The organism is Micromonospora lacuserhaii (genome assembly GCF_036902735.1).
Taxonomy (GTDB): domain Bacteria; phylum Actinomycetota; class Actinomycetes; order Mycobacteriales; family Micromonosporaceae; genus Micromonospora.
On sequence record NZ_JBAKHO010000041.1, the window covers coordinates 19,735 to 44,671 of the forward strand.

Here is a 24,937-nt window from a genome sequence, read left to right on the forward strand (position 1 = left end):
GCCCACCATAGAGGAGCGTCACCGGCGTCGCTGCCCCGTTCACCGGCACCCGCCGCGGCCCCATGAGCTGCCCGCGGCCCGACCGCACCCGCCGCCCAACGTGAAGACCGGACGGCCCAACCGTTATCACCACCGGCCACCCGCGGCTGGCATAGCCTGAGCCCATGCGCCGCCTGCGCGAGCTCGCCGAGCGCACCCCGGCCGGCCGGGAACGGTACGTCGACCTGCTCCGCGCGCTCGCCATCACCATGGTCGTTCTCGGACACTGGAGCGTCACCGTGATCACCCGGGACGCCGCCGGCCGGCCCACCGGGCACTCGGCGCTCGGCGACCTGCCGTGGGCGTACCCGCTGACCTGGCTGGCCCAGGTGATGCCGGTCTTCTTCCTGGTCGGAGGCTACGCCAACGCGGCGTCGCTGACCCGGCTGCGGGCCCGCGGCGGCGACGCCACCGGGTGGCTGCTGGACCGCAGCGCCCGGCTGATCCGCCCCACCAGCGCCCTGCTGCTGGTGCTCACCGCCGCCGCCGCGGTCGCCCGACTACGGGACGTCGACCCGACCCAGGTGCGCGTGGTGATCTGGTTCGCCACCATCCCGCTCTGGTTCCTGGTCGCCTACCTGGTCGTGGTCGCCCTCACCCCGCCGATGTACGCCCTGCACCGCCGCTTCGGCCTGGCCGTGCCGCTGGCGCTGGTCGCCCTGGTCGGCCTCGGTGACCTGGGCCGGCTCATCGGCCCGGCGGAGCTGGGGAACGGCAACTATCTCTTCGGCTGGCTGGCCGTGCACCAGCTCGGCTTCGCCTGGCACGACGCCCGCTCCCAGAGCGAACCCGCCGGGCCGTCCGAATCCGACCGCCCGGGGGTACGCCAGCGGCGGCTGCCCACCTCGCGCCGCGCCGCGCTGACCTTCTTCACCGTCGGTCTGGCCGCGCTGGTGCTGCTGACCGTCGTCGGTCCGTGGCCGGTGAACATGCTGCACGTGCCGGGTGAACGGCTGGACAACGCCGGGCCGCCCAGCCTGGCGCTGCTGGCCGTGGCCGCCACCCAGCTCGGCCTGATCCTGCTGCTGCGCGACCCGGCGCAACGGTGGCTGCGACGGCCCGGCCCCTGGCAGCTGGTGATCGGGGTCAACCTGGTGGTGCTGACCGTCTTCCTCTGGCACCTGACCGCCACGCTCCTGCTGGTCGGGCTCCTCGACGCGCTCGGGCTGCTGCCCACCCCGGCGGTGGGCTCGGCCGCCTGGTGGGGTTGGCGGGTGCCCTGGCTGCTGATGCTCGCGGCGGTCCTGGCCGTGCTGGTCGCGGTCTTCGGGGCGATCGAGGCGCGCAGCGCCCGGCACCGCACCGGGCGCCGGGCCGGCCGGGCCACCCCGGCGCGGGCCCCGCTGACCGTCGCCGGGTACGCCGCCGTGGTGCTCGGGCTGCTGGTCAACAGCGCGACCCCGGGGCGGGCCCCGGAACCGTTCGGCACGCCCGTCCCGGCGCTGCTGGCGTACCTGGCCGGGGCGGGCGTGCTGCGGCTGCTCAGGTCTGGGTGGGGAAGCCGAGGTTGACCCCGCCGTGGCGCGGGTCGAGCCAGCGGCTGGTGACCACCTTGCCCCGGGTGAAGAAACGCACCCCGTCCTCGCCGTGCGCGTGCAGGTCGCCGAAGAGCGAGGACTTCCACCCGCCGAACGAGTAGTACGCCATCGGCACCGGGATCGGCACGTTGATGCCGACCATGCCGACCTCCACCTCGTGCTGGTAGCGCCGGGCCGCGCCGCCGTCGTTGGTGAAGATCGCCGTGCCGTTGCCGTACGGGTTGGCGTTGACCAGCTCCACCGCCTCGTCGTACGAGCCGACCCGGACGACGCTGAGCACCGGGCCGAAGATCTCGTCGGTGTAGATCGACATGTCGGGCGTGACCCGGTCGAAGAGGGTCGGGCCGAGCCAGAAGCCGCCCGCCTCGCCGTCCGGGGTGACGTCCCGACCGTCCACCACCGGGACCGCGCCGGCCGCCACACCCGACTCCACGTACGACCGGACCCGCTCGGCGTGCGCGGCGGTGACCAGCGGACCCATGTCGCAGCCACGCCGGCCGTCACCGGTGCGCAGCCCGGCCATCCGGTCGGCGATCTTCCCGACCAGGGCGTCGGCGACCGGCTCCACCGCGACCAGCGCGGAGACCGCCATGCACCGCTCCCCCGCCGAGCCGAACCCGGCGTTGACCGCCGCGTCGGCGGCCAGGTCCAGGTCGGCGTCGGGCAGCACCACCATGTGGTTCTTCGCCCCGCCGAGCGCCTGCACCCGCTTGCCGGACATCGCCCCGCGCTGGTGCACGTACCGGGCGACCGGGGTGGAGCCGACGAACGACACCGCCTTCACCGCCGGGTGGTCGAGTAACGCGTCGACCGCCTCCTTGTCGCCGTTGACCACGTTCAGCACCCCGTCGGGCAGGCCCGCCTCGGCGAACCACTCGGCGAGCAGCAGCGCCGCACTCGGGTCCTTCTCGCTCGGCTTGAGCACCACGGCGTTGCCGCACGCCACGGCGACCGGCACGAACCACAGCGGGACCATCACCGGGAAGTTGAACGGCGAGATCACCGCGACCACCCCGAGCGGCTGGCGCAGGCTGTACGAGTCGACCTCGGTGGAGACGTTCTCGCTGAAGCCGCCGCGCAGCGCCGAGGGGATGCCGCAGGCGTACTCGATGACCTCCAGGCCGCGCTGCACCTCGCCGGCGGCGTCGGCGAGGACCTTGCCGTGCTCGGCGGTGATCACCTCGGCGAGCCGGTCGCGGCGGGTGTGGACCAGTTCCCGGAAGGCGAAGAGCACCGCCGTCCGCTTCGCCAGGGAGGTGTCCCGCCAGGCCCGGGCCGCGCGCTCGGCGGCCTCGACCGCCACCGCGACGTCCCCGGCGCAGGCCAGCTCCACGCTGCCGGTACGCCGGCCGGTGGCCGGGTCGAAGACGTCCCCGCGCCGCTCGGAGCCGCCGGAGGTGCGCTTGCCGTCGACGAAGTGCCCGATGACCGTCCCGCTGTCCGCCGTGCTCACTGGACCACTCTCCGTTCGCGACTGCGGGGCTCGCAGGACCGGCTCACTCCTCGCGCTCACGCCGCCACCTCCGCCGACGCGCAGGAGCGGATCGCCTCGACCAGGATGGCCAGGCCCTCCCGGGCCTCGTCCTCGGTCAGGGTCAGCGGTGGACCCATCCGCAGCACGTTGCCGTACAGGCCGCCCTTGCCGGCGAGCAGGCCACCGGCCCGGCACGCCTCGAAGACCCGGGTGGTCAGCACCGGGTCGGGCTCGGTGGTGCCCGGTCGGACGAACTCGATGCCGAGCATCAACCCCTTGCCGCGTACCTCGGCGACGCAGTCGAGCCCGCCCACCGCGGCCCGCAGGCCGTCGGCGAGGATCGCGCCGGTGCGGGCCGCGTTGGCCTGGAGGTCGTGGTCGCGCAGGTAGTCCAGGACGGCGTTGCCGGCGGCGGTGGAGACCGGGTTGCCGCCGAAGGTGGAGAAGCTGATCGCCGGCACCGACTCCAGCACGTCGGCCCGGCCGACCACGCCGGCCAGCGCGAAGCCGTTACCGACGCCCTTGGCGAAGGTGAGCAGGTCCGGGGTGACGCCGTGCGCCTGGTAGCCCCAGAAGTGCTCACCGGTCCGACCCCAGCCGGTCTGCACCTCGTCGGAGATCAGCAGGATGCCGTGCTCGTCCAGGACCTTCTTCCAGCCGGCGAAGAGCCCGTCCGGCGGGGCGACGAAGCCGCCGACGCCCTGGATCGGCTCCGCGATCAGGCAGGCCACGTCGCCGGAGGTCTGGGTGGCCAGCACCTCGCGCAGGTCCTCCACCGCCGCGTCGATCCGGTCCGCCTCGTCCAGCCGGGACAGCAGGCCGCGCAGTCGCTCGCCCGAGTGCAGCCAGGCCACCTGGAGCGGGTTGAGCGCGCTCGCCGTCCAGCTCCGGTTCCCGGTCACGCCCATCGCCGCGTACGACCGGCCGTGGTAGCTGTTGCGCACCGCCAGGATCTGGTGCGAGCGGCGGTGGTTGGTGGCCACCAGCAGGGCCGCCTCGTTCGCCTCGGTGCCGGAGTTGGTGAAGAAGACCCGGGCGTCCGGGATGCCGGAGAGCCGGGCGATCTTCTCGGCCAGCTCCACCTGCTGGCGGATCAGGTAGAGCGTGGAGCTGTGCACGATCCCGGTGCGCAGTTGCCGCTCGACCGCCTCCCGGATCTCCGGGATGTCGTAGCCGATCATGTTGGTCAGCACCCCGCCGAAGAAGTCCAGGTAGCTACGGCCCTGGGCGTCGGTCACCCGACGACCGGACCCGGAGACCAGCTCGATCGGCTCGGCGTAGTAGAGCGGCATCCAGGAGGGCAGCACGGCCCGATGTCTGGCCAGCAGGTCGTCGGAGGTCATCGGGGCACCCTTCAGCGGCGGCGGTTTCGCGTTCCCCGCACGCTTCCACCACCCACCGGCAGGGACAACTGTCACTGTGTAGCGCAGCGACCGCCGGCACCTGACAGCACGTCAGGCGGTCGCCACCGTTTTCGGACCCGAACCCGATCGTCGCAGTCCTTCCCGACGGTTAGGGCACCGGTGGGCCACTCATTCCGTACCGCCCCCGGGATGGCTGGCTCAGCTCCCCGTCACGTCGGTCAGCGCGTCCAACCGGCGCGCGCGAAATCTGATGGGCGGTAGCATCCGGCTGGTGCGGAGAGCGGACACGGCCCTGCCGACCGGGACGGCCGCCGAGCGGATCGCGGCGGACGTACGGGCCTGGGTCGGGTCCGCGCCGCTGCGGGAACTGGTCGGGCACTTCGGCGGCGACTGGCCACCCGGTGACCTGGCGGCGGTGCTGGCCGGGCTGGACGACTTCTCCGCCCGGCACTGGGACTTCCGGCAGGGGCGGGAACGCCCCGACGCCCGGGAACCGGCGTTCGACGCGCGTACCGCCGGGCGGGTGCTCGACGCGGCCGCCGCGCTCGGCCTGGTCCACCCGGCGGCGCCGGCCCGGCCCGGGTACGCCCACCTGACGGTCCTCGGCGGACTCGCGCACGCCTGCCTGCGCCGCGTCGCGTACGCCGCCCACCTGGTGCGCACCGGCCCGGCCGTGACCGGCGAGGTGGCGGTGCTCGGCAGCTTCCGCCCGCTGTCCGAGGTGGAGCGGGCCGTGCTCACCGGGGTGGGCATCGACGGCGACACCGAGGTCGACGCCCTGGACGCGGCGGTCCGCCGGTCCTTCGGGGTCGACGCGCCGGCCGAGCGGGACGGCCACGACGCCGGCCACCCGCACCACTCCTGGTCCTCGCGGACCTACCGGCCCCCCGGCCTGCCCCCGGTACGCGTGCTGGCCGCCCCGTCCAGCGAGCCGCAGCGCCGGCGCGCGCACACCGCGGACACCCAGCGGTTCTGGGCCGAGCACGTCCGGCTCTCCCCCGGCGACCGGGTGCTGATGGTGACCGCCGCGATCTACGTGCCGTTCCAGCACGGCGACGCCCTGCGCACCCTGGCCCTGCCGTACGGCTGCGACATCGAGACGGTCGGGGTCGACCCGGGCCTGGTGGAGCTGGCCGGGGTGCCGGAGCCCACCCTGACGCCGGGGCGCTACCTCCAGGAGATCCGGTCGGCGATCCGGTCCCTGCGCGCCCTGCACGCGGCGCTGCATCCGGCCCGCCCCGGGCTCCCGCTGCGCTGAGACGGTCAGGCCGGGGCGGTGTCCCGGACGGCCTGGGCGAACACCTCGGAGCGGTGCTCGAAGTTGCGGAACCGCCCGTAGCTGGGCGCGGCGGGCGAGAGCAGCACCACCCCGCCGGCCGGGGTCAGCTCCCGGGCCCGCCGGACCGCGTCGACCAGGTCGTCGACCACCTCGGTACGCACCTTGGGCAGGCCGGCCAGCGCCTCGACGATCCGGGGGCCGCTGTCCGGGATGCCGATCACGGTGATCTCCCGCTCGGCCAGGTGCTCGGCCAGCGGGGCGTAGTCCAACCCCCGGTCGGTCCCGCCGAGGATGACGGTCAGCGGCCGCCCCTCGTACGCGTCGATGGCGTGCATGGCCGCGTACGGGCTGGTGGCGAGGGTGTCGTCGACGAAGGTCAGGCCGGAGGGGTCGACGATCTCGGTGAGCCGGTGGGCCAGCCCCTGGAACTCGGCGACGGCGACCGCGAGGGTGTCCTTGCGGGCCACCACGTCGACGCCGAGCGCGTCGAGGACGGCGAGCGCCACGCAGAGGTTGCCCTCGTTGTGCCGGCCCACCAGCGGCAGCACGGCGCGCGGGAAGAGCGGTTGGTCGGCGAGGTGGAACCAGGGCGTTCCGTCCGGGCCGGTGGCGACGTGCGCGGTGTCCGGCAGGCCGGCGCGGATGGCCGCCCGGTCGCCCAGCTCCAGGGCGAGACGCGGGTCGGCGCCGTTGACCACCACGGTGCGCGGGCCGTACGCGATCAGGTTGAGCTTGTCCCGGTAGTACTCGGCCTCACCGCCGTGCGCGTCCAGGTGCTCGGGGAAGAGGGCGGTGACGACCGCGACGGCGGGCGAGTCGGTGAGGTCGCTGCACTGGTAGCTGGAGAGTTCCAGCACGTACTGGTCGGCCTCGGGCAGGTCGAGGGTGGGCACGCCGATGTTGCCGCCGAAGACGTTGGGCCGGTCCATCGCGGTGAGCAGGTGACTGATCAGGCTGGACGTGGTGCTCTTGCCCTTGCTGCCGGTGACCCCGACGGTCCGGTCGGCGTGGTCGGCCATCCAGAGCGCGGTGCCCTGGGTGACGATGACCCCCCGCGCGCGCAGCTCCACCATCCACGGGTGGGTGTTCGGCACGCCCGGGGAGCGGACCACCACGTCGGCGGCGGCCAGCCGGGCGAACCCCTCCTCGCCGGTGACCAGGGGCGCGGCGGCGGCGAGCGAACCCTCCCAGGGCAGGGTGAGGAAGTTGGCGCTGTCGTCGACGGCGACCAGGTCGGCCGGGCCGTGCGCGGCGATGGCGGTCACGGCGGCGCGGCCCTCGCGGCCCGCCCCCCAGACGGCGACGGTACGTCCGCGCAGGTCAGACAGGCGCACGGGCTCTCCTCGGGACTCACGACGGCGGTGCTCGGGCACGGTCCGGCCGCAGCCGGACACGGCCGGACGAACCAGGGCCTAGTATGGCGTGTGCCCAACGAGCAGCTCCGGCGGATGGACGCCTTCGCCTTCCCGTCCTACTCGATCGATCTCGCCACCGGTGAGGCGTTGTTCGACTACGCGCTGACCGGTCCTGACGGCGAGCAGCGGTTCACCGAGGTGATCACGCTGCCGCTGCCGGCCGAGCCGCCCTCGGACGAGACGGTGGCCACCCTGAACCGGGTCCTGGAGCTGCTGCACGTGGTCGCCGGGGTCAGCTACTACAAGGCCGCCGCGCCGCGCCGGCTGGTGCTGCCGGCGCCGCTGGGCGCGGCCGCCGCCGAGCTGGTCACCGGGATCTACACCAAGGGCCTCGCCGAGTACGCCTACCGCAACCAGCTGCCGCACGTGCTCGAGCTGCGTCCGGAGGTGCCGGCCGGCGAGGTGTCGCCACCCCGGGTGTACGACGACTCGGACCGCCGGCCGCTCTCCGCCGTGGGTGGTGGCAAGGACTCCATCGTCAGCCTGGAGGCGCTGCGCCGGGCCGGCCTCGACCCGGTGCCCTTCTCGGTCAACCCGAACCACGTGATCGTGTCGGTCAACGAGGCGTCCGGGCTGCCCGCGCTGGCCGCCCGGCGGCGGATCGACCCGGTGCTGTTCGACCTGAACGCGGCGGGCGCGCTCAACGGCCACATCCCGGTCACCGCGATCAACTCGCTGATCGCGGTCGCCACCGCGGTGCTGCACGGCCTCGGCCCGGTGGTGATGTCCAACGAGCGTTCGGCGTCCGACCCGAACCTGCTCTGGAACGGTCAGGAGATCAACCACCAGTGGTCCAAGGGCGTCGAGGCGGAGGGGCTGCTGCGGGCGGCGCTGGCCGAGCACGCCGGGCTCACCGAGCCGTACTTCTCGCTGCTGCGGTCGCTGTCGGAGCTGCACATCGCCCGGCTCTTCGCCGGGATCGACCGGTACGACGCGGTGGTGACCAGCTGCAACGCCGCGTTCAAGCTGCGCGACGCGAGCGAGCGCTGGTGCCGCAACTGCCCGAAGTGCCGGTTCGTCTTCCTGGCCATGGCGCCGTTCATGCCGCGCGAGCGGGTGGTGGGCATCTTCGGCGGCGACCTGCTGGCCGACGAGACCCAGATCCCCGGCTACCGGGAGCTGCTGGGCGTCGACGGGCACAAGCCGTTCGAGTGCGTCGGCGAGGTGGAGGAGTCGGTGGTGGCGCTGAGCCTGCTCGCCGAGCAGGAGCAGTGGCGCGACGCCCCGGTGGTCCGCGCCCTGGTCGACGCCGTGCCGGAGACCGCCTGGTCGACGGCGGCGCACTCGGACGTCTTCACCCCCGGCGGCCCGAACTTCGTCCCCGCCGCGTACGCCAAGGCCCTCGACGCCCTCGCCTGATCGGTGCGGATTCCCGCCGGCTCCCCTCAGGGGGTGCGGATGGCGTCCAGGGCGAGCAGGGCGACGTGCAGGGAGAGGCAGGCGTCGACCGAGTCGAGGTCGACGTCGAGGATGCGGGCGATCCGGGCCAACCGCTCGTAGAACGCCGGCCGGGACAGGTGCGCCGCGGCGGCCGCCGCCGACTTGTTGCGGCCCTGTTCGAGGTACGCCCGCAGGGTGCCGAGCAGCTGGTCGCGGGGGTGCCGGGCGTCGTGGGCGAGCAGCGCCCCGAGTTCCCGCTCGACGAAGGTCTGCACCCGCGGCTCGTCGCGCAGCAGGTGCAGCAGCCCGGCCAGCCCGACGTGCGGCAGCCGGAAGATCGGCAGGTCGCGCCGGTCCCGGCGGGCGGCGTCGGCGACCTGCCGGGCCTCGATCAGCGAGCGTCGTGCCTCCCGCAGGCTGCCCACGCCGGAACCGGCCGCCACGATCACCGCGTCCGGTCCCGGGGCACCGGCGGACGTCGGCCGCCGCGATCCGCCGGCCTCCGGTCGGCCCGCGGCCGATCCCGCCTCGGACCGGCCGGCCGGCGGCCGCGACGGGGTGGCGTCGACGCGGATCCGGCGCAGCGCGGTGGCGAACGCGGCCAGCGCGCGCTCCTCGGCGGCCGCGTCCGGCAGGGCGAGCAGCGCGCCCACCGCCTGGTCGTCCACCGCGCTGGTCAGGCCGGTCAGCTTCGCCTCCCGCAGCGCCTGGCCGACCGCCTCGGCCAGGTCCCGCAGCCGCGCCGGGCCGGCCTCCGGGGCGGGCTCGGCCGACCGTCCGCCCTCCCCCGCGCCGCCCTCCCCCGCCGGGTCGTCGAGGCGGTGCCGGACCACCACCCCGACCAGGTGGCGGCGGTCGAGGATGACGCCGAGCGCCTTGGCCCGCAGGGCTACCTCGTCCACCGGACGGGAGTGGTCGAGCAGGTTGGTCAGCAGGGTGCGGTGGATCTGCCGTTCGAGCCCCTCGGCGTCGCGGCGGATCAGCCGGCCCAGCGCGAGGGTGGAGGCGGCCCGTTCCACCAGGATCGTCAACCGGGTGGGCGGGCTGCCGGCCGACGCCCGCCCGTCGCGTTCCCCGTCGGCCGCCCCGGCGCCGGTCGGGTCGGCCGGGACGCCCCGGCCGGTCGCCAGGTCGCCGCCGCCCGGCCAGCGCAGCAGCAGCCGCCCCCAGTCGTGGCCCCGGGCGCCGACGGTGGTGACCAGCCAGCCGCTGTCCGCGTCGTACGCGGTCCGCCCGGCCGGCCGGATCCGGCGGGAGTGCTGCTCCCAGCCGTCCAGCAGCAGCTCGGCGCTCTCCCCCGCCGGGTCGTACGCGAGCACCTGCCGGGAGAGGTTCTCCAGCACCACCGGGCAGCCGGCCAGCTCGGCGGCCTGCCGGACCACCTCGGCCGGGCCGGCGCCCTCGACCGACAGCTCGGTGAAGCGCTGGTGGATCTCCTCGGTGGCGCGCAGCTCGGTGAGCTGCGCGTCGACGATCAGCGCGTGCACGGCCTCGGTGATCCGGACGAACGGGGTGGCCCGGCGCAGCTCCACCAGGGGCAGCCCGCGCCGTTCGGCGGCGGCCGCCATCACCCGGGGCACCCCGGTGAGGTAGCGGCGGCCCAGCTCGACCACCAGCCCGGAGACGCCGACGTCGGCCAGGTCGCCGATGAACGCACGCAGCCCCGCGTCGTCGGCGGGCAGCCCGATGCCGGTGGTGAGCACCAGCTCGCCGCCGCCGAGCAGGGTGGCGATGTCGGGCACCTCGGTGACGTGCACCCAGCGCACCGGCCGGTCCAGGGCCGCCTCGCCGGCCACCAGGCGTGGGGCGCCGTGGCGGACCGGGTCCAGCGCGAGCACCTCACGGACGGTAGGGAACACGGGCGACACGCTACCGTCCGTCACCCCGTACGACGACAGGCCGCCCCGCCGGTCAGAGCGGGTCGTCGCGGCCCAGCTCCCAGCAGGCCACCGCCGTGGCGGCGGCGACGTTGAGCGAGTCGACGCCGCGGCGCATCGGGATGACCACCCGGGCGTCGCTGGCGTCCATCGCGGCCCGGGTCAGCCCGGCGCCCTCGGCGCCCAGCAGCAGCGCGGAGCGGGCCCGCTGGGCGGCGTCCAGGCGCTGGATCGGCACCGCGTCGGGGGCGGGGGTCATCGCCAGCACGGTGAAGCCGGCCGCCCGCACCTCGGCGAGCGCGTCCGGCCAGGGCTCCAGCTTGGCGTACGGGACGGCGAAGACCTCGCCCATGCTGACCCGTACGCTGCGCCGGTAGAGCGGGTCGGCGCAGGTCGGCGAGAGCAGCACGGCGTCGACCCCGAGCCCGGCGACCGCGCGGAAGATCGCGCCCAGGTTGGTGTGGTTGTTCACGTCCTCGAGGATCACCACCCGGCGGGCGGCGGCCAGCACCTCGGCGGCGGCCGGCAGCGGCTTGCGCCGGAACGAGGCGAGCACGCCCCGGTGCACGTGGAAGCCGGTGGCCCGCTGGAGCACGTCCGGGGTGGCGGCGTAGACCGGGGCGTCCCCGGTGTCCAGGTCGGCGAGCTGGTCGACCCGCTTGGCGTCGACCAGGTACGACCGGGCCGGGTAGCCGGCCCGCAGCGCCCGCCGCAGCACCAGCTCCCCCTCGGCGATGAACAGCCCGTGCGGGGGCTCCCAGCGGGTACGCAGCTCGACGTCGGTCAGCGCGCGGTAGTCGGCGATCCGGTCGTCGTCAGGGTCGGTGATCTGGTGGACGGGCACGGCGACGATTCTGCCGGGTGCCGGTCCGGGGCCGATCGGGGCGGGCCGGTCCAGCGGCTGCCGGCCACGCTCGCACCTACCGTCCGCGCCGCCGGGAGCGCTGAGCGCTCACCCCGCCGCCCGCTCGTAGCGCAGCAGCACCGACGCGCCGTCGAAGGTCCGCGTGCCGGCCAGCCGCAGGCCGAGCCGGTCCTGACGGGCGAAGACGGGCTGGCCGCCGCCGAGCACGACGGGGTGCACGAAGATCTGCCACTCGTCGAGCAGGCCGAGGCCGGCCAGCGCCCGGGCGGCCTCCGCGCCGCCGGTGACCAGCAGGTCGCCGCCGGGCTCGGCCCGCAGCGCCGCGACCTCGGCGGCGAGGTCGCGGCCGATCACCCGGGCGCCGTGGTCGGCGGCGTCGAGGGTACGGGAGACAACGATCTTCGGGGTACGCCGCCAGATCGGTGCGAAGGCGAGGTCGTGCGGATGCGTCGAGATCGACTCCACCCGCGGCCAGTACCCGGACATCATCTCCCAGACCTTGCGTCCGTAGACGAACGCACCGGCCCGCCCGGACAGCTCCAGCGAGTACGCGGAGAGCTCCGGCCCCAACACCGGCCAGTCGAACTCCCCGTTCGGGCCCTCGATGAAACCGTCGACGGACTGGTTCACCCAGTAGACGATCCTGCCCATGTCCCGCTCTCCCTTACGGTGGCGCGCCCGGCGGGCGCTCTCACCGGTGGATCGGAGCGGGCCGGCGGGATCCGACAGCCGGGCCGGAATTTCTTGCCGGGCCCGGTCCTCCCGATCACCGGTCCGGCCCGGTCCGAGCGGCTAGGGTCTTCGATCATGGAGTACCGGCTGGTCGACCGGCTGCCGACGGTGGCCGAGTTCGTCGCGGTGACCCGGGCCGTCGGCTGGGACGACGCGTACGACCCGGCGGCGATCCCGGCGTCGCTGGCCGGCTCGCTGCACGGCGTGCTCGCGGTGGAGGGCGACCGGGTGATCGGGCTGGGCCGGTTGATCGGCGACGGGGCGATCTACTACTACCTCCAGGACCTGGCGGTGGTGCCGGAGCGGCAGCGGCGCGGCGTCGGGGCGGCCATCCTGCGGCGGCTGGAGGAGTGGATCGCGGGCCGCGCCTCGAACCGGACCTTCATCGGGCTCTTCGCCGCCGGCGAGTCCGCGAGCCTCTACCGTCGCTTCGGCTACGCCGTGCACGACGGGATGACCGGCATGTTCCGGGTGGGCCCGCTCGGCGCCGACCGGCGGTGACCGCCCGGCCGTTCCCTGGGCCAACCGGACCGGCCCCCGCCGTCCTCAGGGGGGAGGGACGGCGGGGGCCGGGTCAGCGGGCCGCGGCGGTCAGCCGCGGCGGTTCTGCAGCCAGCGCAGCAGGTCCGGGGGGAGGCCCTGGTCGTTCTGCTGCGGCGGCTCGGTCGGGCGGGGAGACGGGCGCGGCGGCTCGGGGCGTTTCATGTCACCGACCAGTTCCCGGCTCGGCGCGGTGAAGTCGCGGACCGGCTGGCCGTCGACCGCGGTCGCGATCGTCCGGGCCACCGCCGTGATCACCTGGCCCTGCACGGCCGCGCCGACCGCGTCGGTCGGGTCGTCCGGGTTGGCCGCGATCCCGGCGACGGCCACCTGCGGGGTGAAGCCGACGAAGGTCTCGGTGGCGTTCCCCTCCGAGCTGCCGGTCTTGCCGGCGACCGGGCGGCCGACGAGCCGGTCGACGCCGCCGGCCGTACCGCCGTTGCACTGGTTGTACGCCGACTGCTGGCCGACCGGGCAGCGCGCCGCGTCGGTCGCCGCCCGGGCCACGTCCTCGCTGATCACCCGCTTGCAGGACGGCTGCCCCACCGGGATCTTCCGGCCGTCCGCCGCGGTCACCGAGACCACCGGCGTGGGCGTGCAGTACGTCCCCTCGGCGGCCACCGTGGCGTACGCGTTGGCCAGGTCGAGCGGGGTGGTGGCGGCCACGCCCAGGGTGAAGGCGCCCCAGTTGGCGGCGTCGTTCTTCGCGAAGTCCGCGTCCGACTCGGCGCGGAAGGTGATGCCGAGGCGCTGCGCCATCTCCACCACCTTGTCCTCGCCGACCTGCTCGGCCAGCCAGACGAAGTAGGTGTTCACCGAGCGGCCGAAGCCGTCCCACATCATCCGGTAGCCGTCCATCCGCTCCGGGTTGGCGTTGGCCGGGCACCACTTGCCGTCGCAGTTGCCCTCGCCCTCCCCGGCCGCGTACCGGGTGGGCAGCTTGCTGGGCGCGTCGAAGCCGGTGGAGAGGGTCCTGCCGGACTCCAGCGCGGCGAGCATGGTGAAGAGCTTGAAGGTGGAGCCGGCCTGGTAGCCCTCGACGCTGCCGCCGCCGGAGATCAGCGGGTTGACGGTCTCGCCGCTCGCCACGCCGTACTGCCGGTTGACGGCCATGGCCAGCACCCGGCCGGTGCCCGGCTCGACCGCCGCGATGGGCAGGGCGCGCTTGTCGTCGTCGGCGTAGACCTTGCGGGCCTCCTTGACGGCGGTGGCCTGGACGTCCGGGGCGAGCGAGGTGACCACCCGGTAGCCGCCGCGGCGCAGCGCCTGCTCGCGCTCCTCGGCGGTGGCGCCGAACGCGGGCTGCTTCAGCCACCAGCGGCGCAGGTAGTCGCAGAAGAAGCCGGCGTCGGCGGTCGAGGTGGCCGTGCAGCCGTTCGGCTGGGCGGTCGGCCGCAGGGCCAGCTTCTCGGCCTTCACCCGGGCGGCCTGGTCCGCGCCGATCGCGCCGGTGTCGACCATCGAGTCGAGCACGTACCCGCGTCGGGCCAGCGCCGCGTCGGCGTCGCCGTCGATCGGGCTGTACTCGTCCGGGGACTGGACCAGGCCGGCGAGCAGGGCGGCCTGGCCGAGGGTCAGGTCGGCCGGCGAGGTGCCGAAGTAGCGCTGGCTGGCCGCCGCGATGCCGTACGCCCCGGAGCCGAAGTACGCGATGTTCAGGTAGCGGTTGAGGATCTCGTCCTTGCTGAGGGTCTTCTCCACCTCGGAGGCGTACCGGATCTCCTGGAGCTTGCGCCCGACGGTCTGGTCGGTGGCCGCCTGCCGTTCCTCGGCGGTGCGGCTGGGGTCGGTCTTCAGCACGTTGCGCACGTACTGCATGGTCAGCGTCGAGCCGCCCTGGGAGGTGCCCCCGCCGGTCACGTTGGCGACCAGGGCCCGGGCCATGCCGCGCAGGTCGGTGCCGCCGTGCGAGTAGAAGCGCCGGTCCTCGGCCGCCACGATCGCCTGCCGCATCACCGGGGCGATCTCGGCCAGCGGCACATCGGTGCGGTTCACGTCGTAGAACGTGGTGAGCAGTGTCTTGCCGTCGTTGGCGTAGAGGTAGGAGCGCTGCGGGGTGGCAGGCGTGCGCAGCGCCGCCGGCAGGTCGTCGAACGCGCCGAGCACCGACTTGGTGGCCACCCCGGCGAGCACGTTGCCCGGGAGCGCGGCGACCGCGAGGACGAGGCCGGCGAGCAGGCCGGCGAGCAGCACGGTGAGGAGCCGCGACAGCGGCGACCGGGGTCGGGGCATGGCTGCAAGGATTGCCAGCACAAGGAGCAGCGGGCCACCTCGACCGGCGATTGTCAGGTAACTCACCGTCACCTGCCAGCAACTTCCCCGCTTCGCGCCCTCCCCCCACCCCCTTCCTCCTCGCCGTCCCCCGCGTCCGCGCCGTCCCCTTCCGCCCGGCCCGCGTTCATCACGACGTTCGGCAGCCGTCCTGGCCCGGACGGGTGCCCTTCTTGATCGAGGTGGTGTGGCGCCGGGCCGACGAAAGGGGCGACCGGCGAGGCTGGGCCAGGTGGTCGCTCGCACCGCTACAAACTTGATGACGGGAACGAATCGCGGATGCCGGCCACCCCGCACCGGCCCGAGGCGGACATCGCCCGGCCCCGGAAGGTTCTCCAGCTCGACCAGGAGCTCCCGACCGTCCGATTCGCTGACGACATCAAGTTCGTAGCGTCCGAATCGGCGATCCGGGCGACCCCCGGGACGAGATCCGGAATCGGCCCCGGACACCAACCGGCGGGCTGGGTGGGGCGGTGAGGTCAGGCGGCGGGGAGGGGGCCCTGGGGGCCGTTGCTGGCGGGAGTGGAGACGCTGGCGGTGGCGGCGTCGCGGGCGATCTCGGCGGGCAGCAGGCGCCCGGAACGGTAGGCGACGCCGATGCCGGAGATCAACACGAAGATCGCGCCGAAGGTCTGCAACGAGCCGATCAGGGCACCGCCGAGGCCGAGCAGCGGAGCAGCGATCATGAGCATCACCCCGTCCCCGATGGCGAACATCCCGGACCGGGCCACCGACCAGCCGGTCAGCAGCCAGCCCGCGCTGTAGAGGAACGCGCCGACCAGCACCGGCATCCGGGCCGTGGTGCCGAAGACCGGCGTCTGCTCGGCCAGCCCGGCGAAGGGCAGCATGAGCACCGTGCCGGCGAGGCTCGCCAGCAGGCCGGCCGCGGCGACCCGGCGGCTGCGGGTCGCCGCGAGCAGGCCGGTCAGCGCCAGCAGGGCGAGCAGCCCCAGCCAGACCGCGGCCACCCAGCCGACCAGGTAGAGCGGCTGGCCGTCGGCCGGGTACGGGTCGTTGCCCGCCCCGCCGTCGCTGGCCATCGCCACCACGCCGTAGAGGACCGCGTACGCAGGCAGCAGCCAGACCGAGGCTCGGGCGAAGCGCCGCAGCGACCAGGCCCAGCTCGCGTTGGTGGCGGGCGCCGCCGGCGCGGGGTCGCCGACGAAGGGCAGCACCCCGAATCCCCCGCCGGTACGTCGGCTGCCCAGCGGTCCGGACGGGTCGTGCGCGCCGGGGACCGGGGTCCGGGAGAACAGGCTGTGCGCCGGGTCCTTCATGCGTCACCTCGCTCGACTCCGACGAGCGGCGCGGGACGCACCGGCGCCCCGGCTCCTGGCCACCACCCGTCCTCAGACCGATCGTGGCAGGCACCGGGGCGCCGCATGAGCGTTTCTCGCATTTGCCGTCCGGCTCCGGACGGCCGCCGATCAGCCCCGTTCGCGCTGGTCCGCCGGGTCGTTGACCAGGCTGGCCGGGGAGACCGGCTCGGGTGCCGGCAGCCCCTGCGGGGCATTGCCGCCGGTGACCTGGGCCTCGGCGGCGCGTACCTCGTCGTGGATCTGCTGGGCGGCGGTCGCCGCCGCCCGGGCCGCCTCCGCGGCCTCCCGCTCGACCTGGCTGGCGTGGTCGGCCGCCTCCGCGGTGGGCACGTCGCCGACCATCTGGCTCAGCCCGCCGAGCGCGCCGCCCATCCCCTCGAGGGCCTTGGTCAGCTCGGCCGGGACGATCCAGACCTTGTTCGCGGTGCCGTTGGCGATCTGCGGCAACGCCTGGAGGTACTGGTACGCCAGCACCTTCTGGCTCGGGTTGGCCTGGTGGATCGCGTCGAAGACGGTCCGGATCGCCTTGGCCTGACCCTCGGCCTGCAGGATCCGGGCCTGCCGGTCACCGTCGGCCCGCAGCACCGCGGACTGCTTGTCGCCCTCGGCGGTGAGGATCTGCGACTGCTTGTGCCCCTCGGCGGTCAGGATCGCCGCCCGGCGGTCCCGCTCGGCGCGCATCTGCTTCTCCATCGAGTCCCGGATGCTCGCCGGCGGCTCGATCGCCTTGATCTCCACCCGGGTGACCTTGATGCCCCAGCGGCCGGTGGTCTCGTCCAGCACCCCGGAGAGGTGCCGATTGATCTCCTCGCGGCTGGTCAGCGCCCGCTCCAGGTCGAGCGAGCCGATCACGTTACGCAGGGTGGTGACCGTGAGCTGCTCGATCGCCTGGATGAAGTTGGCGATCTCGTAGGTGGCCCGGACCGCGTCGACCACCTTGTAGTAGAGGACCGTGTCGATCGACACGACCAGGTTGTCGGAGGTGATCACCGGCTGCGGCGGGAAGCTGACCACCTGCTCGCGCATGTCCACCTTGGTGCGCACCGCGTCGATGAACGGGACCAGCAGGTTCAGGCCCGGGTTCAACGTGCGCTTGTACTTGCCGAGCCGTTCCACCACGTCCTGGCGCTGCTGCGGCACGATCCGCACCGCTTTGACCAGGGTGACGACGACGATCAACGCCACGGCCGCCAACAGGACCGCTGCAAATTCCATACCGCTCACCTTTTCGCTTCCGGCAACTGGCCGGGGGAGGAAATGTCGTCCTGCCACACCAGGGCGGTGGCGCCCCGGACCTTGATCACCTGCACCCGCGCACCGGGATCGAAAACCTGCGTCGCGTCGTACGGCCGCGCGCTCCACAGCTCACCGTCGATCTTGACCATGCCGTGGTCGGGGTCGACCCGCTCGATCACCAGCGCCGTCGCGCCCTCCAGCGCCTCCACCCCGAACGGATGGTCGCCGCTCTCCATCGCCGACCGGGCGTGCCCGCGGATGACCGGCCGGGCCACCGCCACCGAAAGGACGGAGACCACCGCGAAGACCAGGGCCTGGAGCGCGACCGGGGCACCGAGGGCGGCCGCGCCGGCGGCGGCGAACGCGCCGGCCGCGAACATGATCAGGAAGAGCGTCGTCGTGAAGATCTCGGCGACCGCCAGCACCACACCCAGCACGATCCACACCACGGGGTCCACCCCCCAAGGGTGACACGCGCCCGCACCTCCGTGAATCCGTCATGATCAGTAGAGTCGGCCGGGACCGCACCGAAGACGCCGAGGAGGCCGCCGTGGCCCTGCTGCCCGAGACCGTCCGCCGGGTCGACGCCCTCGTCGCCGAGGCACAGTCGACCGGCCGGGCACCGTCGCTGGTGCTGGGCGTGGTCCGCGACGGCGTGCTGGCCCACCTCGCGGCCGCCGGGGAGCACCCCCGCCCCGAGGCCGACCTGCAGTACCGGCTCGGCTCGATCAGCAAGACGATGACCGCCGTCCTGGTCCTCCAGCAGCGCGACGCCGGACGACTCGACCTCGACGACCGGCTGGAGACCCACCTGCCCGGCACGCCGGTCGGCGCGCTCACCCTGCGCCATCTGCTCGGCCACGCCGGCGGCCTCCAGCGGGAGCCGGACGGGCGCTGGTGGGAGCGGACCGAGGGCGTCGCCCTGGCCGACCTGGTCGCCGGGCTCACCCCGGCGAAGGTCGCCTACCCGCCGCTGCGCGGCTACCACTACTCGAACCTGGCGTACGGGCTGCTCGGCGGGGTGCTGGAACGGGTCACCGGCACCCCGTGGTTCGCCCTGCTGCGCGAGCGGCTGCTCGATCCGCTGGGCATGGCCCGCACCACCTTCCACGCCACCGAGCCGTACGCCCGGGGCTACGTGGTGCACCCCTGGCACGACACGCTGCGGGAGGAGCCGCGCACCGACACCGGGGCGATGGCGCCGGCCGGCCAGCTCTGGTCCACGATGGAAGATCTGGGCCGCTGGGCGGCGTTCCTCGCCGACCCGGCGCCGGAGCTGCTCGCGCCGGAGACCCTCACCGCGATGTGCGCGCCGGTGGTGATCAGTGACCTCGACTCGTGGACCGGGGGGCACGGCCTCGGCGTGGAGCTCTACCGGGAGGGCGAGCGGATCTACGTGGGCCACGGTGGCTCGATGCCCGGGTACGTGGCCGCCCTCACGGTGCACCGGCCGAGCCGCACCGCCGTGGTCGGTTTCGCCAACTCGTACGGCCTGCGCGGGACCCACCTCGGCGGGCTCGCCCGGCAGCTGCTCACCCTGGTGCTCGACACCGAGCCGGTGCCCGTCACGCCCTGGCGCCCCGCCGCCCCGCCCGCCGACGAGCTGGCCGAGCTGACCGGCCGCTGGTGGTGGATGGGGATGGAGTACGAGTTCCGCCCCGACCCCGCCGGAGACCTCTGGGGCGGCCCGGTGGGCCGGCCGATGCTCCGGTTCACCCCCGAGGGGCCGGACCGCTGGCGGGGCCGCAGCAGCAACCAGGACGGCGAGGTGCTCACCGTCGTGCGGGACGAGGCGGGCCGCCCGGTCGCCCTGGACATCGCCACCTTCGTCTTCACCCGTACCCCGGACCAGGAGCCCTGACCCTGCCGCGGCGGAGTCGGCGGACCGGCCGCCGCCGCTCAGGCCGGTTCGGTGACGAAGTCGATCAGGCGTTCCATGGCGTTGATCAGGGGTGTCTCCACGTCGGCGAAGCTGTCCACCCGGGAGAGGATGTGCCGCCACATCGCCGCCGGCTCGGCCACCCCGAGCGCCGCGCAGACGCCCTCCTTCCACGGCCGGCCCGGCGGCACCACCGGCCAGGCCGCGATGCCCAGCGCCGTCGGCTTCACCGCCTGCCAGACGTCGACGTAGGGATGGCCGGTGACCAGCACGTGCGGCGAGGTCACCTTCGCCACGATCCGGCTCTCCTTGGAGCCGGCCACCAGGTGGTCGACCAGCACCCCGAGGCGGCGGGTCGGGCCGGGCGCGAAGGTGCGCACCTCCGCCTCGAGGTCGTCGATGCCGTCGAGCGGCTCGACCACCACCCCCTCGATCCGCAGGTCGTCGCCCCAGATCCGCTCGACCAGCGCGGCGTCGTGCACGCCCTCGACCCAGATCCGGCTGGCCTTGGCGACCTGCGCCTTCACGTTGTCGACCGCGACCGAGCCGGAGGCGGTGCGCCGGCGGGTCGCCCGCACCGGGGCGCGTACCGGCCGGCGCAGCGTCACCGGCCGACCGTCGAGCAGGAACGCCGCGGGCAGCAGCGGGAAGTTGCGCCGCCGGCCGTGCCGGTCCTCCAGCACCACCGCGCCGGACTCGAAGCCCACCACCGCGCCGCAGAAGCCGGAGTCCGCGTCCTCGACCACCAGGTCCGGCTCGGCGTCCACCTCGGGGGTCACCTTCCGCCGGCGCCACTGACCGGCCAGCACGTCCTCGCCGTATCGCCGCCCCATGTCGATCACGCTAACGCCGACTCCGGCGCGTCGCTCGCCGACGCGCCGCCGACGCCCGCCGCGGAACGGTACGACACGCCGAACCACCGGGCGGTAAAGGGCGAACGGGGCAGTTCGGGGCAGGGCGCGCGGCGCGAGCGGCAGTCGAGACAGGGGCGGCGGGGAGCACGTACCCTTTCCGCATGTCCTCCCCCGCAGCGGGCGCGGCCACCCTGGCCCCGCGTCGGTCGAGCCGCCTGGTCGCCTGGGTGCGCGCGTGGCGCGCCGGGCTGGTGCCCTTCGACGAGGTCGCCGAGTCCATCGCCGGCGACGAGGAGCACCTGGTCGCCGACGCCCCCGGCACCTGGACCGACGTGCCGCTGCGCGAGGCGCTGCCCGCGCTGGCCAAGCTCTCCCCCGACGAGATCCGGCTCGTGCTGCCCGCGCCCGGCGACCCGCGCGGGCTGCCCGGCCCGGGTGACTTCGCCGGCGCCGCGCTGCTCGTCGGCGAGGCGGTCGTCGCCGGCCCGCTGGGCCTGATCCCCGAGGTCCGCAGCCACACCTCCGGCTCCGGGATGACCTGGGAGACGGTGCTCTGGCGGGTCTACCCGCTGCCCGCCGACGCGCCCCGGGCGTCGCTCGCCTCGCCGGGCGCGGCCGAGGCGGAGGCCGAGCTGGCCGCCGCGCTCGCCGAGACCACCGCCGCGCTCACCCGCCTCGACGTGGCCCAGTGGCGGCCCGAGCTGGCCGGCGCGCTGGCCGCGCTGCGCCGGCCGGACGGCACCACCGACCTGCCGCCCGGCTTCGACCCGCGCGCCCGCCGGCTCTTCGCCCGGGCGGCCGTGCTGGACCGGGTGCTCGCGCTGGCCGGGCACAGCGCCCCGGGTGGCGCCATCAACAACTACGAGGCGCAGCAACGTGACGCCGCGCTGCGCCCGCTCACCACCGCCTGCCGGCAGGCCCTGGTGGCCGCCTGCAACGCGCCGCTGCGCCCCTGAGGGTCAGATCTCGTCCATCAGGTCGCGCACGGAGTCGACGATCCGCGACGGCCGGTACGGGTAGCGCTCCGCCTCGACCCTGGTGCTGATCCCGGTCAACACCAGGATGGTCTCCAGCCCCGCCTCCAGCCCGCAGAGGATGTCGGTGTCCATCCGGTCACCGATCATCGCGGTGCTCTCCGAGTGCGCGTTGATGGTGTTCAGCGCCGAGCGCATCATCATCGGGTTCGGCTTCCCGACGAAGTACGGCTCCACCCCGGTCGCCTTGGAGATCATCGCGGCCACCGAGCCGGCGGCCGGCAGCGCGCCCTCCACCGACGGACCGGTCACGTCCGGGTTGGTGCAGATGAACCGCGCCCCGTCGTTGATCAGCCGGACCGCCTTGGTGATCGCCTCGAAGCTGTAGGTGCGGGTCTCGCCCAGCACCACGTAGTCCGGAGCGAAGTCGGTCAGCACGTACCCCACGGCGTGCAGCGCGGTGGTCAGCCCGGCCTCCCCGATCACGTACGCCGTGCCGCCCGGCCGCTGGTCGGCCAGGAACTGGGCGGTGGCCAGCGCCGCCGTCCAGATCGCGTGCTCGGGCACCTCGAAGCCCATCCGGACGAGCCGGGCCTGGAGGTCGCGCGGGGTGTAGATCGAGTTGTTGGTCAGCACCAAAAAGGGCTTGCCGGAGGAGCGGAGCCGGTTGATGAACTCCGGGGCACCCGGCACCGGCTGGCCCTCGTGCACCAGCACGCCGTCCATGTCGGTGAGCCAGCTCTGCACCGGCTTGCGGTCATGCATGTGTCATCCCAAGGGGGTGTCGGGGAGCGGAGGTCGGGCTCAGGGCCGGCGGACGGCCGGCACGCAGCACGGCGTGGGGCAGGTGTCCCACATCGGCAGCTCGCCGAGGCGGCGGCGCAGCCGCTCCCCGTCGGGCACGCTGCGCTCGGCCACCAGCTCCCGCACCATCGTCACGAAGCGCGGGTCGGTGCCGGGGGTGCCGGCCCGGACGAAGTCCAGGCCGAGCTGCTTGGCCGTCTCCAGCGCCTCGGTGTCCAGGTCCCACACCACCTCGAGGTGGTCGGAGACGAACCCGATCGGGCTGACCACCACGCTGGTGACGCCCTGCGCGGCGAGCGCGGTCAGGTGGTCGTTGATGTCCGGCTCCAACCACGGCACCTGCGGCGGGCCGGAGCGGCTCTGCCAGACCAGGTCGTACGGCAGGTCGGCGGCGGCGCGCTCGTGCACCAGCCGGACCGCCTCCTCCAGCTGCGCCGTGTACCGGCCGCCCTGCGGGCCGGCGGTGGCCGCCGCCGAGAGGGGGATGGAGTGCGCGGTGAAGACCAGCCGGGTGCTGTCCCGCTTCGCCGGGTCGAGCTGCGCCAGCGCCGCCTTCACCGCGTCGACGTGCGGCTCGACGAAGCCCGGGTGGTCCCAGAACTGGCGCAGCTTCTCGATCACCGGGGCGTCCGGGCCGACGGCGGCCCGGGCGGCGGCGATGTCCTCCTGGTACTGCCGGCAGGAGGAGTAGCCGCCGTACGCGCTGGTCACGAACGCCAGCGCGCGCTGCACGCCGTCGTCGCGCATCCGGGTCACGGTGTCGGCGAGGAACGGGTCCCAGTTCCGGTTGCCCCAGTAGACCGGCAGGTCCACGCCGTTCGCGGCGAAGTCCTCCTGGATCGCGGCGAGCAGTTCCCGGTTCTGTTGGTTGATCGGGGAGACCCCGCCGAAGTGCAGGTAGTGCTCGGCGACCTCCGCGAGCCGCTCCGGCGGCACGCCCCGCCCCCGGGTCACGTTCTGCAGGAAGGGCAGCACGTCCTCGGGCCGTTCCGGGCCGCCGAAGGAGACCAGCACCAATGCGTCGTACGCCATGGCGCCATTCTCCCCCGACGGCCGTGACAGCCCGGCGGCCACCCCGGGACGAGCGGGTTTCGCCCCTGTCTCAGGCGCCGATCGCGTGGTAACCGCCGTCGACGTGCACGATCTCGCCGGTGGTGGCCGGGAACCAGTCGGAGAGCAGGGCCAGGCAGGCGCGGGCGGCCGGCTCCTGGTCGGTGAGGCTCCAGCCGAGCGGGGCGCGCTGGGTCCAGGCGTCCTCGAACTGGTCGAAGCCGGGGATCGACTTCGCGGCGATGGTGCGCAGCGGGCCGGCGGCGACCAGGTTGCTGCGGATGCCCTGCTTGCCCAGGTGCAGCGCCAGGTAGCGGGAGGCGGACTCCAGGCCGGCCTTGGCCACGCCCATCCAGTCGTAGACCGGCCAGGCCTTGGTGGCGTCGAAGGTCAGGCCGACCACCGCGCCGCCCGCGGACATCAGCGGCAGCGCCGCCACGGCCAGGGACTTGTACGAGTACGTGGAGACCTGCAACGCGGTGGCGACGTCCTCCCAGGGGGCGTCGAGGAAGCCGCCGCCGAGGCAGCTCTGCGGGGCGAAGCCGATCGAGTGCACCACCCCGTCGAGGCCGTCGACGTGCTCGCGCACCTTGTCGGCCAGGCCGGCCAGCTGCTCCGGGTTCGTCACGTCCAGTTCGATCACCGGGGCCGGCTCGGGCAGCCGCCTGGCGATCCGCTCGACCAGGGAGAGCCGGCCGTAGCCGGTGAGTACGACCTGGGCGCCGTTCTCCTGGGCGAGCTTCGCCACCGAGAAGGCGATCGAGGCGTCGGTGATGACGCCGGTGACCAGCAGCCGCTTACCGGCGAGCAGTCCGGACATCTGTAGATTCCTCCGTTTTTCTCAGTGACCCATGCCCAGGCCGCCGTCGACCGGGATCACGGCGCCGGAGATGTAGCCGGCGGCGTCCGAGGCGAGCCAGGTGACCACGCCGGCGACCTCGTCCGGCGCGGCGAACCGGCCGGCCGGGATGGCCTTGCGGTACTCGGCGCGGCGCTGCTCGGGCAGCGCGGCGGTCATGTCGGTGTCGATGAAGCCGGGGGCGACCACGTTCGCGGTGATGTTGCGGGTGCCCAGCTCGCGGGTGATCGAGCGGGCCACCCCGACCAGGCCGGCCTTGCTCGCGGCGTAGTTGACCTGACCGACGCCGCCGTAGAGGCCGACGACGGACGAGATGAAGATCATCCGGCCCCACTTCGCCCGGAGCATCTTCGACGAGGCCCGCTTGGCGCAGCGGAACGCCCCGGTGAGGTTGGTGTCCAGCACCCCGGTGAACTGCTCCTCGGACATCCGCATCAGCAGCGTGTCGTCGGTGATCCCGGCGTTGGCGACCAGCACCTCGACCGGGCCCAGTTCCGCCTCGACCGCGGCGAAGGCGGCGTCGACGGAGGCGGAGTCGGTGACGTCGCAGCGCACCCCGAACAGCCCCTCGGGAGCGTCACCGGAGCGGTGGGTCACCGCCACCCGGTCGCCCTGCTTGGCGAAGGCCTGCGCGATGGCCAGTCCGATCCCCCGGTTGCCGCCGGTCACCAGCACGGTACGGGCCACGGGTCCCCCTCTGCTCAACTGATCTCTCGGTCGGCTCGGAGCCTAGGCGTTACCGGTAGGTAAGCGCTAACGCCGGCCGCGTCCTGCCTGGGTACGCGGTCGAGCGGGCCGCTCCGCCGCTCGGCCGCGTCGGCAGGCCGGTCGGCGGGGACCGGCGGCCGCTCGGCCGGGTGCGCGCCGCGAGTGTCCCCGTTGTACGATGATCCGCGTCTGCGGGCCGGTGTGCGGCCCGCGTTCCGGGCCCCGCCGACCGCAGGAGGTGATCGCTGTGCGAGATAGCGATCCTCCCAGTCGTGGCCGGGCCCACCGTCAGCCCCGCTGAGCCACGACTCAGTCGGCAGAGCTGACCCAGCTCCCGCTCCCCGCACCCGTTGGACCCCCGGCCGTCGCCGGGGCCGGCGACCCCTGCCGTCCGTCGGACGGCCCGCGGTGGAGCACCCCGGTCACGACTTCGTGTGCGCGCCCCCGATCAACCCCTGCGGTCCGCCCGCGCGGACCGTC

Annotated in this window: 21 protein-coding genes; 6 read left to right on the forward strand and 15 right to left on the reverse strand. The window is 74.2% G+C overall.

The features are described from left to right. Positions 1-164 precede the first annotated feature (164 nt). Positions 165-1,550: an acyltransferase family protein gene (locus tag V6U81_RS21930; protein ID WP_334491761.1), complete on the forward strand. Its 1,386-nt coding sequence runs from the start codon at positions 165-167 to the stop codon at positions 1,548-1,550. Here the strand turns inward: V6U81_RS21930 and V6U81_RS21935 are convergent. Both V6U81_RS21935 and V6U81_RS21940 read right to left on the reverse strand, forming a co-directional pair. Then, positions 1,522-3,030, reverse strand: coding sequence for a CoA-acylating methylmalonate-semialdehyde dehydrogenase (locus V6U81_RS21935; RefSeq protein WP_334491762.1), 1,509 nt, complete (start codon positions 3,028-3,030; stop codon positions 1,522-1,524). The genes V6U81_RS21930 and V6U81_RS21935 overlap by 29 nt on opposite strands. Before the next feature lie 56 nt (positions 3,031-3,086). After that, entirely contained in the window at positions 3,087-4,394 is a 1,308-nt protein-coding gene (locus V6U81_RS21940) for an aspartate aminotransferase family protein (RefSeq protein ID WP_334491763.1), read from the reverse strand. 292 nt (positions 4,395-4,686) lie between these two features. Here V6U81_RS21940 and V6U81_RS21945 point away from each other — a divergent pair, with 292 nt between their 5' ends. Further along, a complete protein-coding gene (locus V6U81_RS21945; RefSeq protein ID WP_334491764.1) occupies positions 4,687-5,673 on the forward strand; it encodes a hypothetical protein in 987 nt (328 codons plus the stop codon). Positions 5,674-5,678: 5 nt separating this feature from the next. Here V6U81_RS21945 and murD read toward each other — a convergent pair whose 3' ends face one another. Continuing rightward, positions 5,679-7,028 (reverse strand): UDP-N-acetylmuramoyl-L-alanine--D-glutamate ligase, encoded by a 1,350-nt coding sequence (murD, locus tag V6U81_RS21950; RefSeq protein ID WP_334491765.1) that lies wholly within the window; start codon positions 7,026-7,028, stop codon positions 5,679-5,681. A 90-nt stretch (positions 7,029-7,118) separates the two neighbouring features. Between murD and V6U81_RS21955 the strand changes: the two genes are divergently transcribed. Further along, positions 7,119-8,468 carry a MurL-like N-terminal domain-containing gene (locus V6U81_RS21955; RefSeq protein WP_334491766.1) on the forward strand — a complete coding sequence of 450 codons (1,350 nt, stop codon included), beginning with the start codon at positions 7,119-7,121 and terminating at the stop codon, positions 8,466-8,468. Positions 8,469-8,494: 26 nt separating this feature from the next. On the opposite strand, the gene V6U81_RS21960 is transcribed toward V6U81_RS21955, so the two are convergent. From V6U81_RS21960 to V6U81_RS21970, 3 genes are all read right to left on the reverse strand, one after another. Then, on the reverse strand, positions 8,495-10,348 hold the full coding sequence (locus V6U81_RS21960) for a PucR family transcriptional regulator (protein WP_477463584.1): 1,854 nt from the start codon (positions 10,346-10,348) through the stop codon (positions 8,495-8,497). 52 nt (positions 10,349-10,400) lie between these two features. After that, positions 10,401-11,210, reverse strand: a complete 810-nt coding sequence (locus tag V6U81_RS21965; protein WP_334491768.1) for a TrmH family RNA methyltransferase — start codon at positions 11,208-11,210, stop codon at positions 10,401-10,403. A gap of 108 nt (positions 11,211-11,318) precedes the next feature. After that, positions 11,319-11,882, reverse strand: a complete 564-nt coding sequence (locus V6U81_RS21970) for a dihydrofolate reductase family protein (RefSeq protein WP_334491769.1) — start codon at positions 11,880-11,882, stop codon at positions 11,319-11,321. A gap of 156 nt (positions 11,883-12,038) precedes the next feature. On the opposite strand from V6U81_RS21970, the gene V6U81_RS21975 reads away from it, so the two are divergent. Further along, positions 12,039-12,464: a GNAT family N-acetyltransferase gene (locus tag V6U81_RS21975; RefSeq protein WP_334491770.1), complete on the forward strand. Its 426-nt coding sequence runs from the start codon at positions 12,039-12,041 to the stop codon at positions 12,462-12,464. A gap of 90 nt (positions 12,465-12,554) precedes the next feature. Here the strand turns inward: V6U81_RS21975 and V6U81_RS21980 are convergent, their stop codons facing one another. The 4 genes from V6U81_RS21980 to V6U81_RS21995 all read right to left on the reverse strand — a co-directional run bounded on the left by V6U81_RS21980 (position 12,555) and on the right by V6U81_RS21995 (position 17,787). Next, positions 12,555-14,801: a transglycosylase domain-containing protein gene (locus V6U81_RS21980; RefSeq protein WP_334491771.1), complete on the reverse strand. Its 2,247-nt coding sequence runs from the start codon at positions 14,799-14,801 to the stop codon at positions 12,555-12,557. A gap of 452 nt (positions 14,802-15,253) precedes the next feature. Beyond that, positions 15,254-16,051, reverse strand: a complete 798-nt coding sequence (locus tag V6U81_RS21985) for a hypothetical protein (protein ID WP_334491773.1) — start codon at positions 16,049-16,051, stop codon at positions 15,254-15,256. 150 nt (positions 16,052-16,201) lie between these two features. After that, entirely contained in the window at positions 16,202-17,308 is a 1,107-nt protein-coding gene (locus V6U81_RS21990; RefSeq protein WP_334491774.1) for an SPFH domain-containing protein, read from the reverse strand. Between the two features lie 5 nt (positions 17,309-17,313). Continuing rightward, positions 17,314-17,787 (reverse strand): NfeD family protein, encoded by a 474-nt coding sequence (locus tag V6U81_RS21995; protein WP_334491775.1) that lies wholly within the window; start codon positions 17,785-17,787, stop codon positions 17,314-17,316. A 92-nt stretch (positions 17,788-17,879) separates the two neighbouring features. Between V6U81_RS21995 and V6U81_RS22000 the strand changes: the two genes are divergently transcribed. Continuing rightward, entirely contained in the window at positions 17,880-19,190 is a 1,311-nt protein-coding gene (locus V6U81_RS22000) for a serine hydrolase domain-containing protein (RefSeq protein ID WP_334491787.1), read from the forward strand. A 38-nt stretch (positions 19,191-19,228) separates the two neighbouring features. Here the strand turns inward: V6U81_RS22000 and V6U81_RS22005 are convergent, their stop codons facing one another. Continuing rightward, entirely contained in the window at positions 19,229-20,041 is an 813-nt protein-coding gene (locus V6U81_RS22005) for a DUF3097 domain-containing protein (RefSeq protein ID WP_334491776.1), read from the reverse strand. A gap of 182 nt (positions 20,042-20,223) precedes the next feature. On the opposite strand from V6U81_RS22005, the gene V6U81_RS22010 reads away from it, so the two are divergent. Next, complete coding sequence (locus V6U81_RS22010) at positions 20,224-21,018, forward strand: hypothetical protein (RefSeq protein ID WP_334491777.1); 795 nt, start codon at positions 20,224-20,226, stop codon at positions 21,016-21,018. A 3-nt stretch (positions 21,019-21,021) separates the two neighbouring features. Here V6U81_RS22010 and V6U81_RS22015 read toward each other — a convergent pair whose 3' ends face one another. From V6U81_RS22015 to V6U81_RS22030, 4 genes are all read right to left on the reverse strand, one after another. Next, a complete protein-coding gene (locus tag V6U81_RS22015; protein ID WP_334491778.1) occupies positions 21,022-21,801 on the reverse strand; it encodes an HAD-IIA family hydrolase in 780 nt (259 codons plus the stop codon). Between the two features lie 39 nt (positions 21,802-21,840). After that, positions 21,841-22,872, reverse strand: coding sequence for a ferrochelatase (locus V6U81_RS22020; protein WP_334491779.1), 1,032 nt, complete (start codon positions 22,870-22,872; stop codon positions 21,841-21,843). A 70-nt stretch (positions 22,873-22,942) separates the two neighbouring features. Then, positions 22,943-23,710: an enoyl-ACP reductase FabI gene (fabI, locus tag V6U81_RS22025; RefSeq protein ID WP_334491780.1), complete on the reverse strand. Its 768-nt coding sequence runs from the start codon at positions 23,708-23,710 to the stop codon at positions 22,943-22,945. Between the two features lie 21 nt (positions 23,711-23,731). Further along, positions 23,732-24,436, reverse strand: a complete 705-nt coding sequence (locus tag V6U81_RS22030; RefSeq protein WP_334491781.1) for a 3-oxoacyl-ACP reductase FabG — start codon at positions 24,434-24,436, stop codon at positions 23,732-23,734. Positions 24,437-24,937 lie beyond the last annotated feature (501 nt).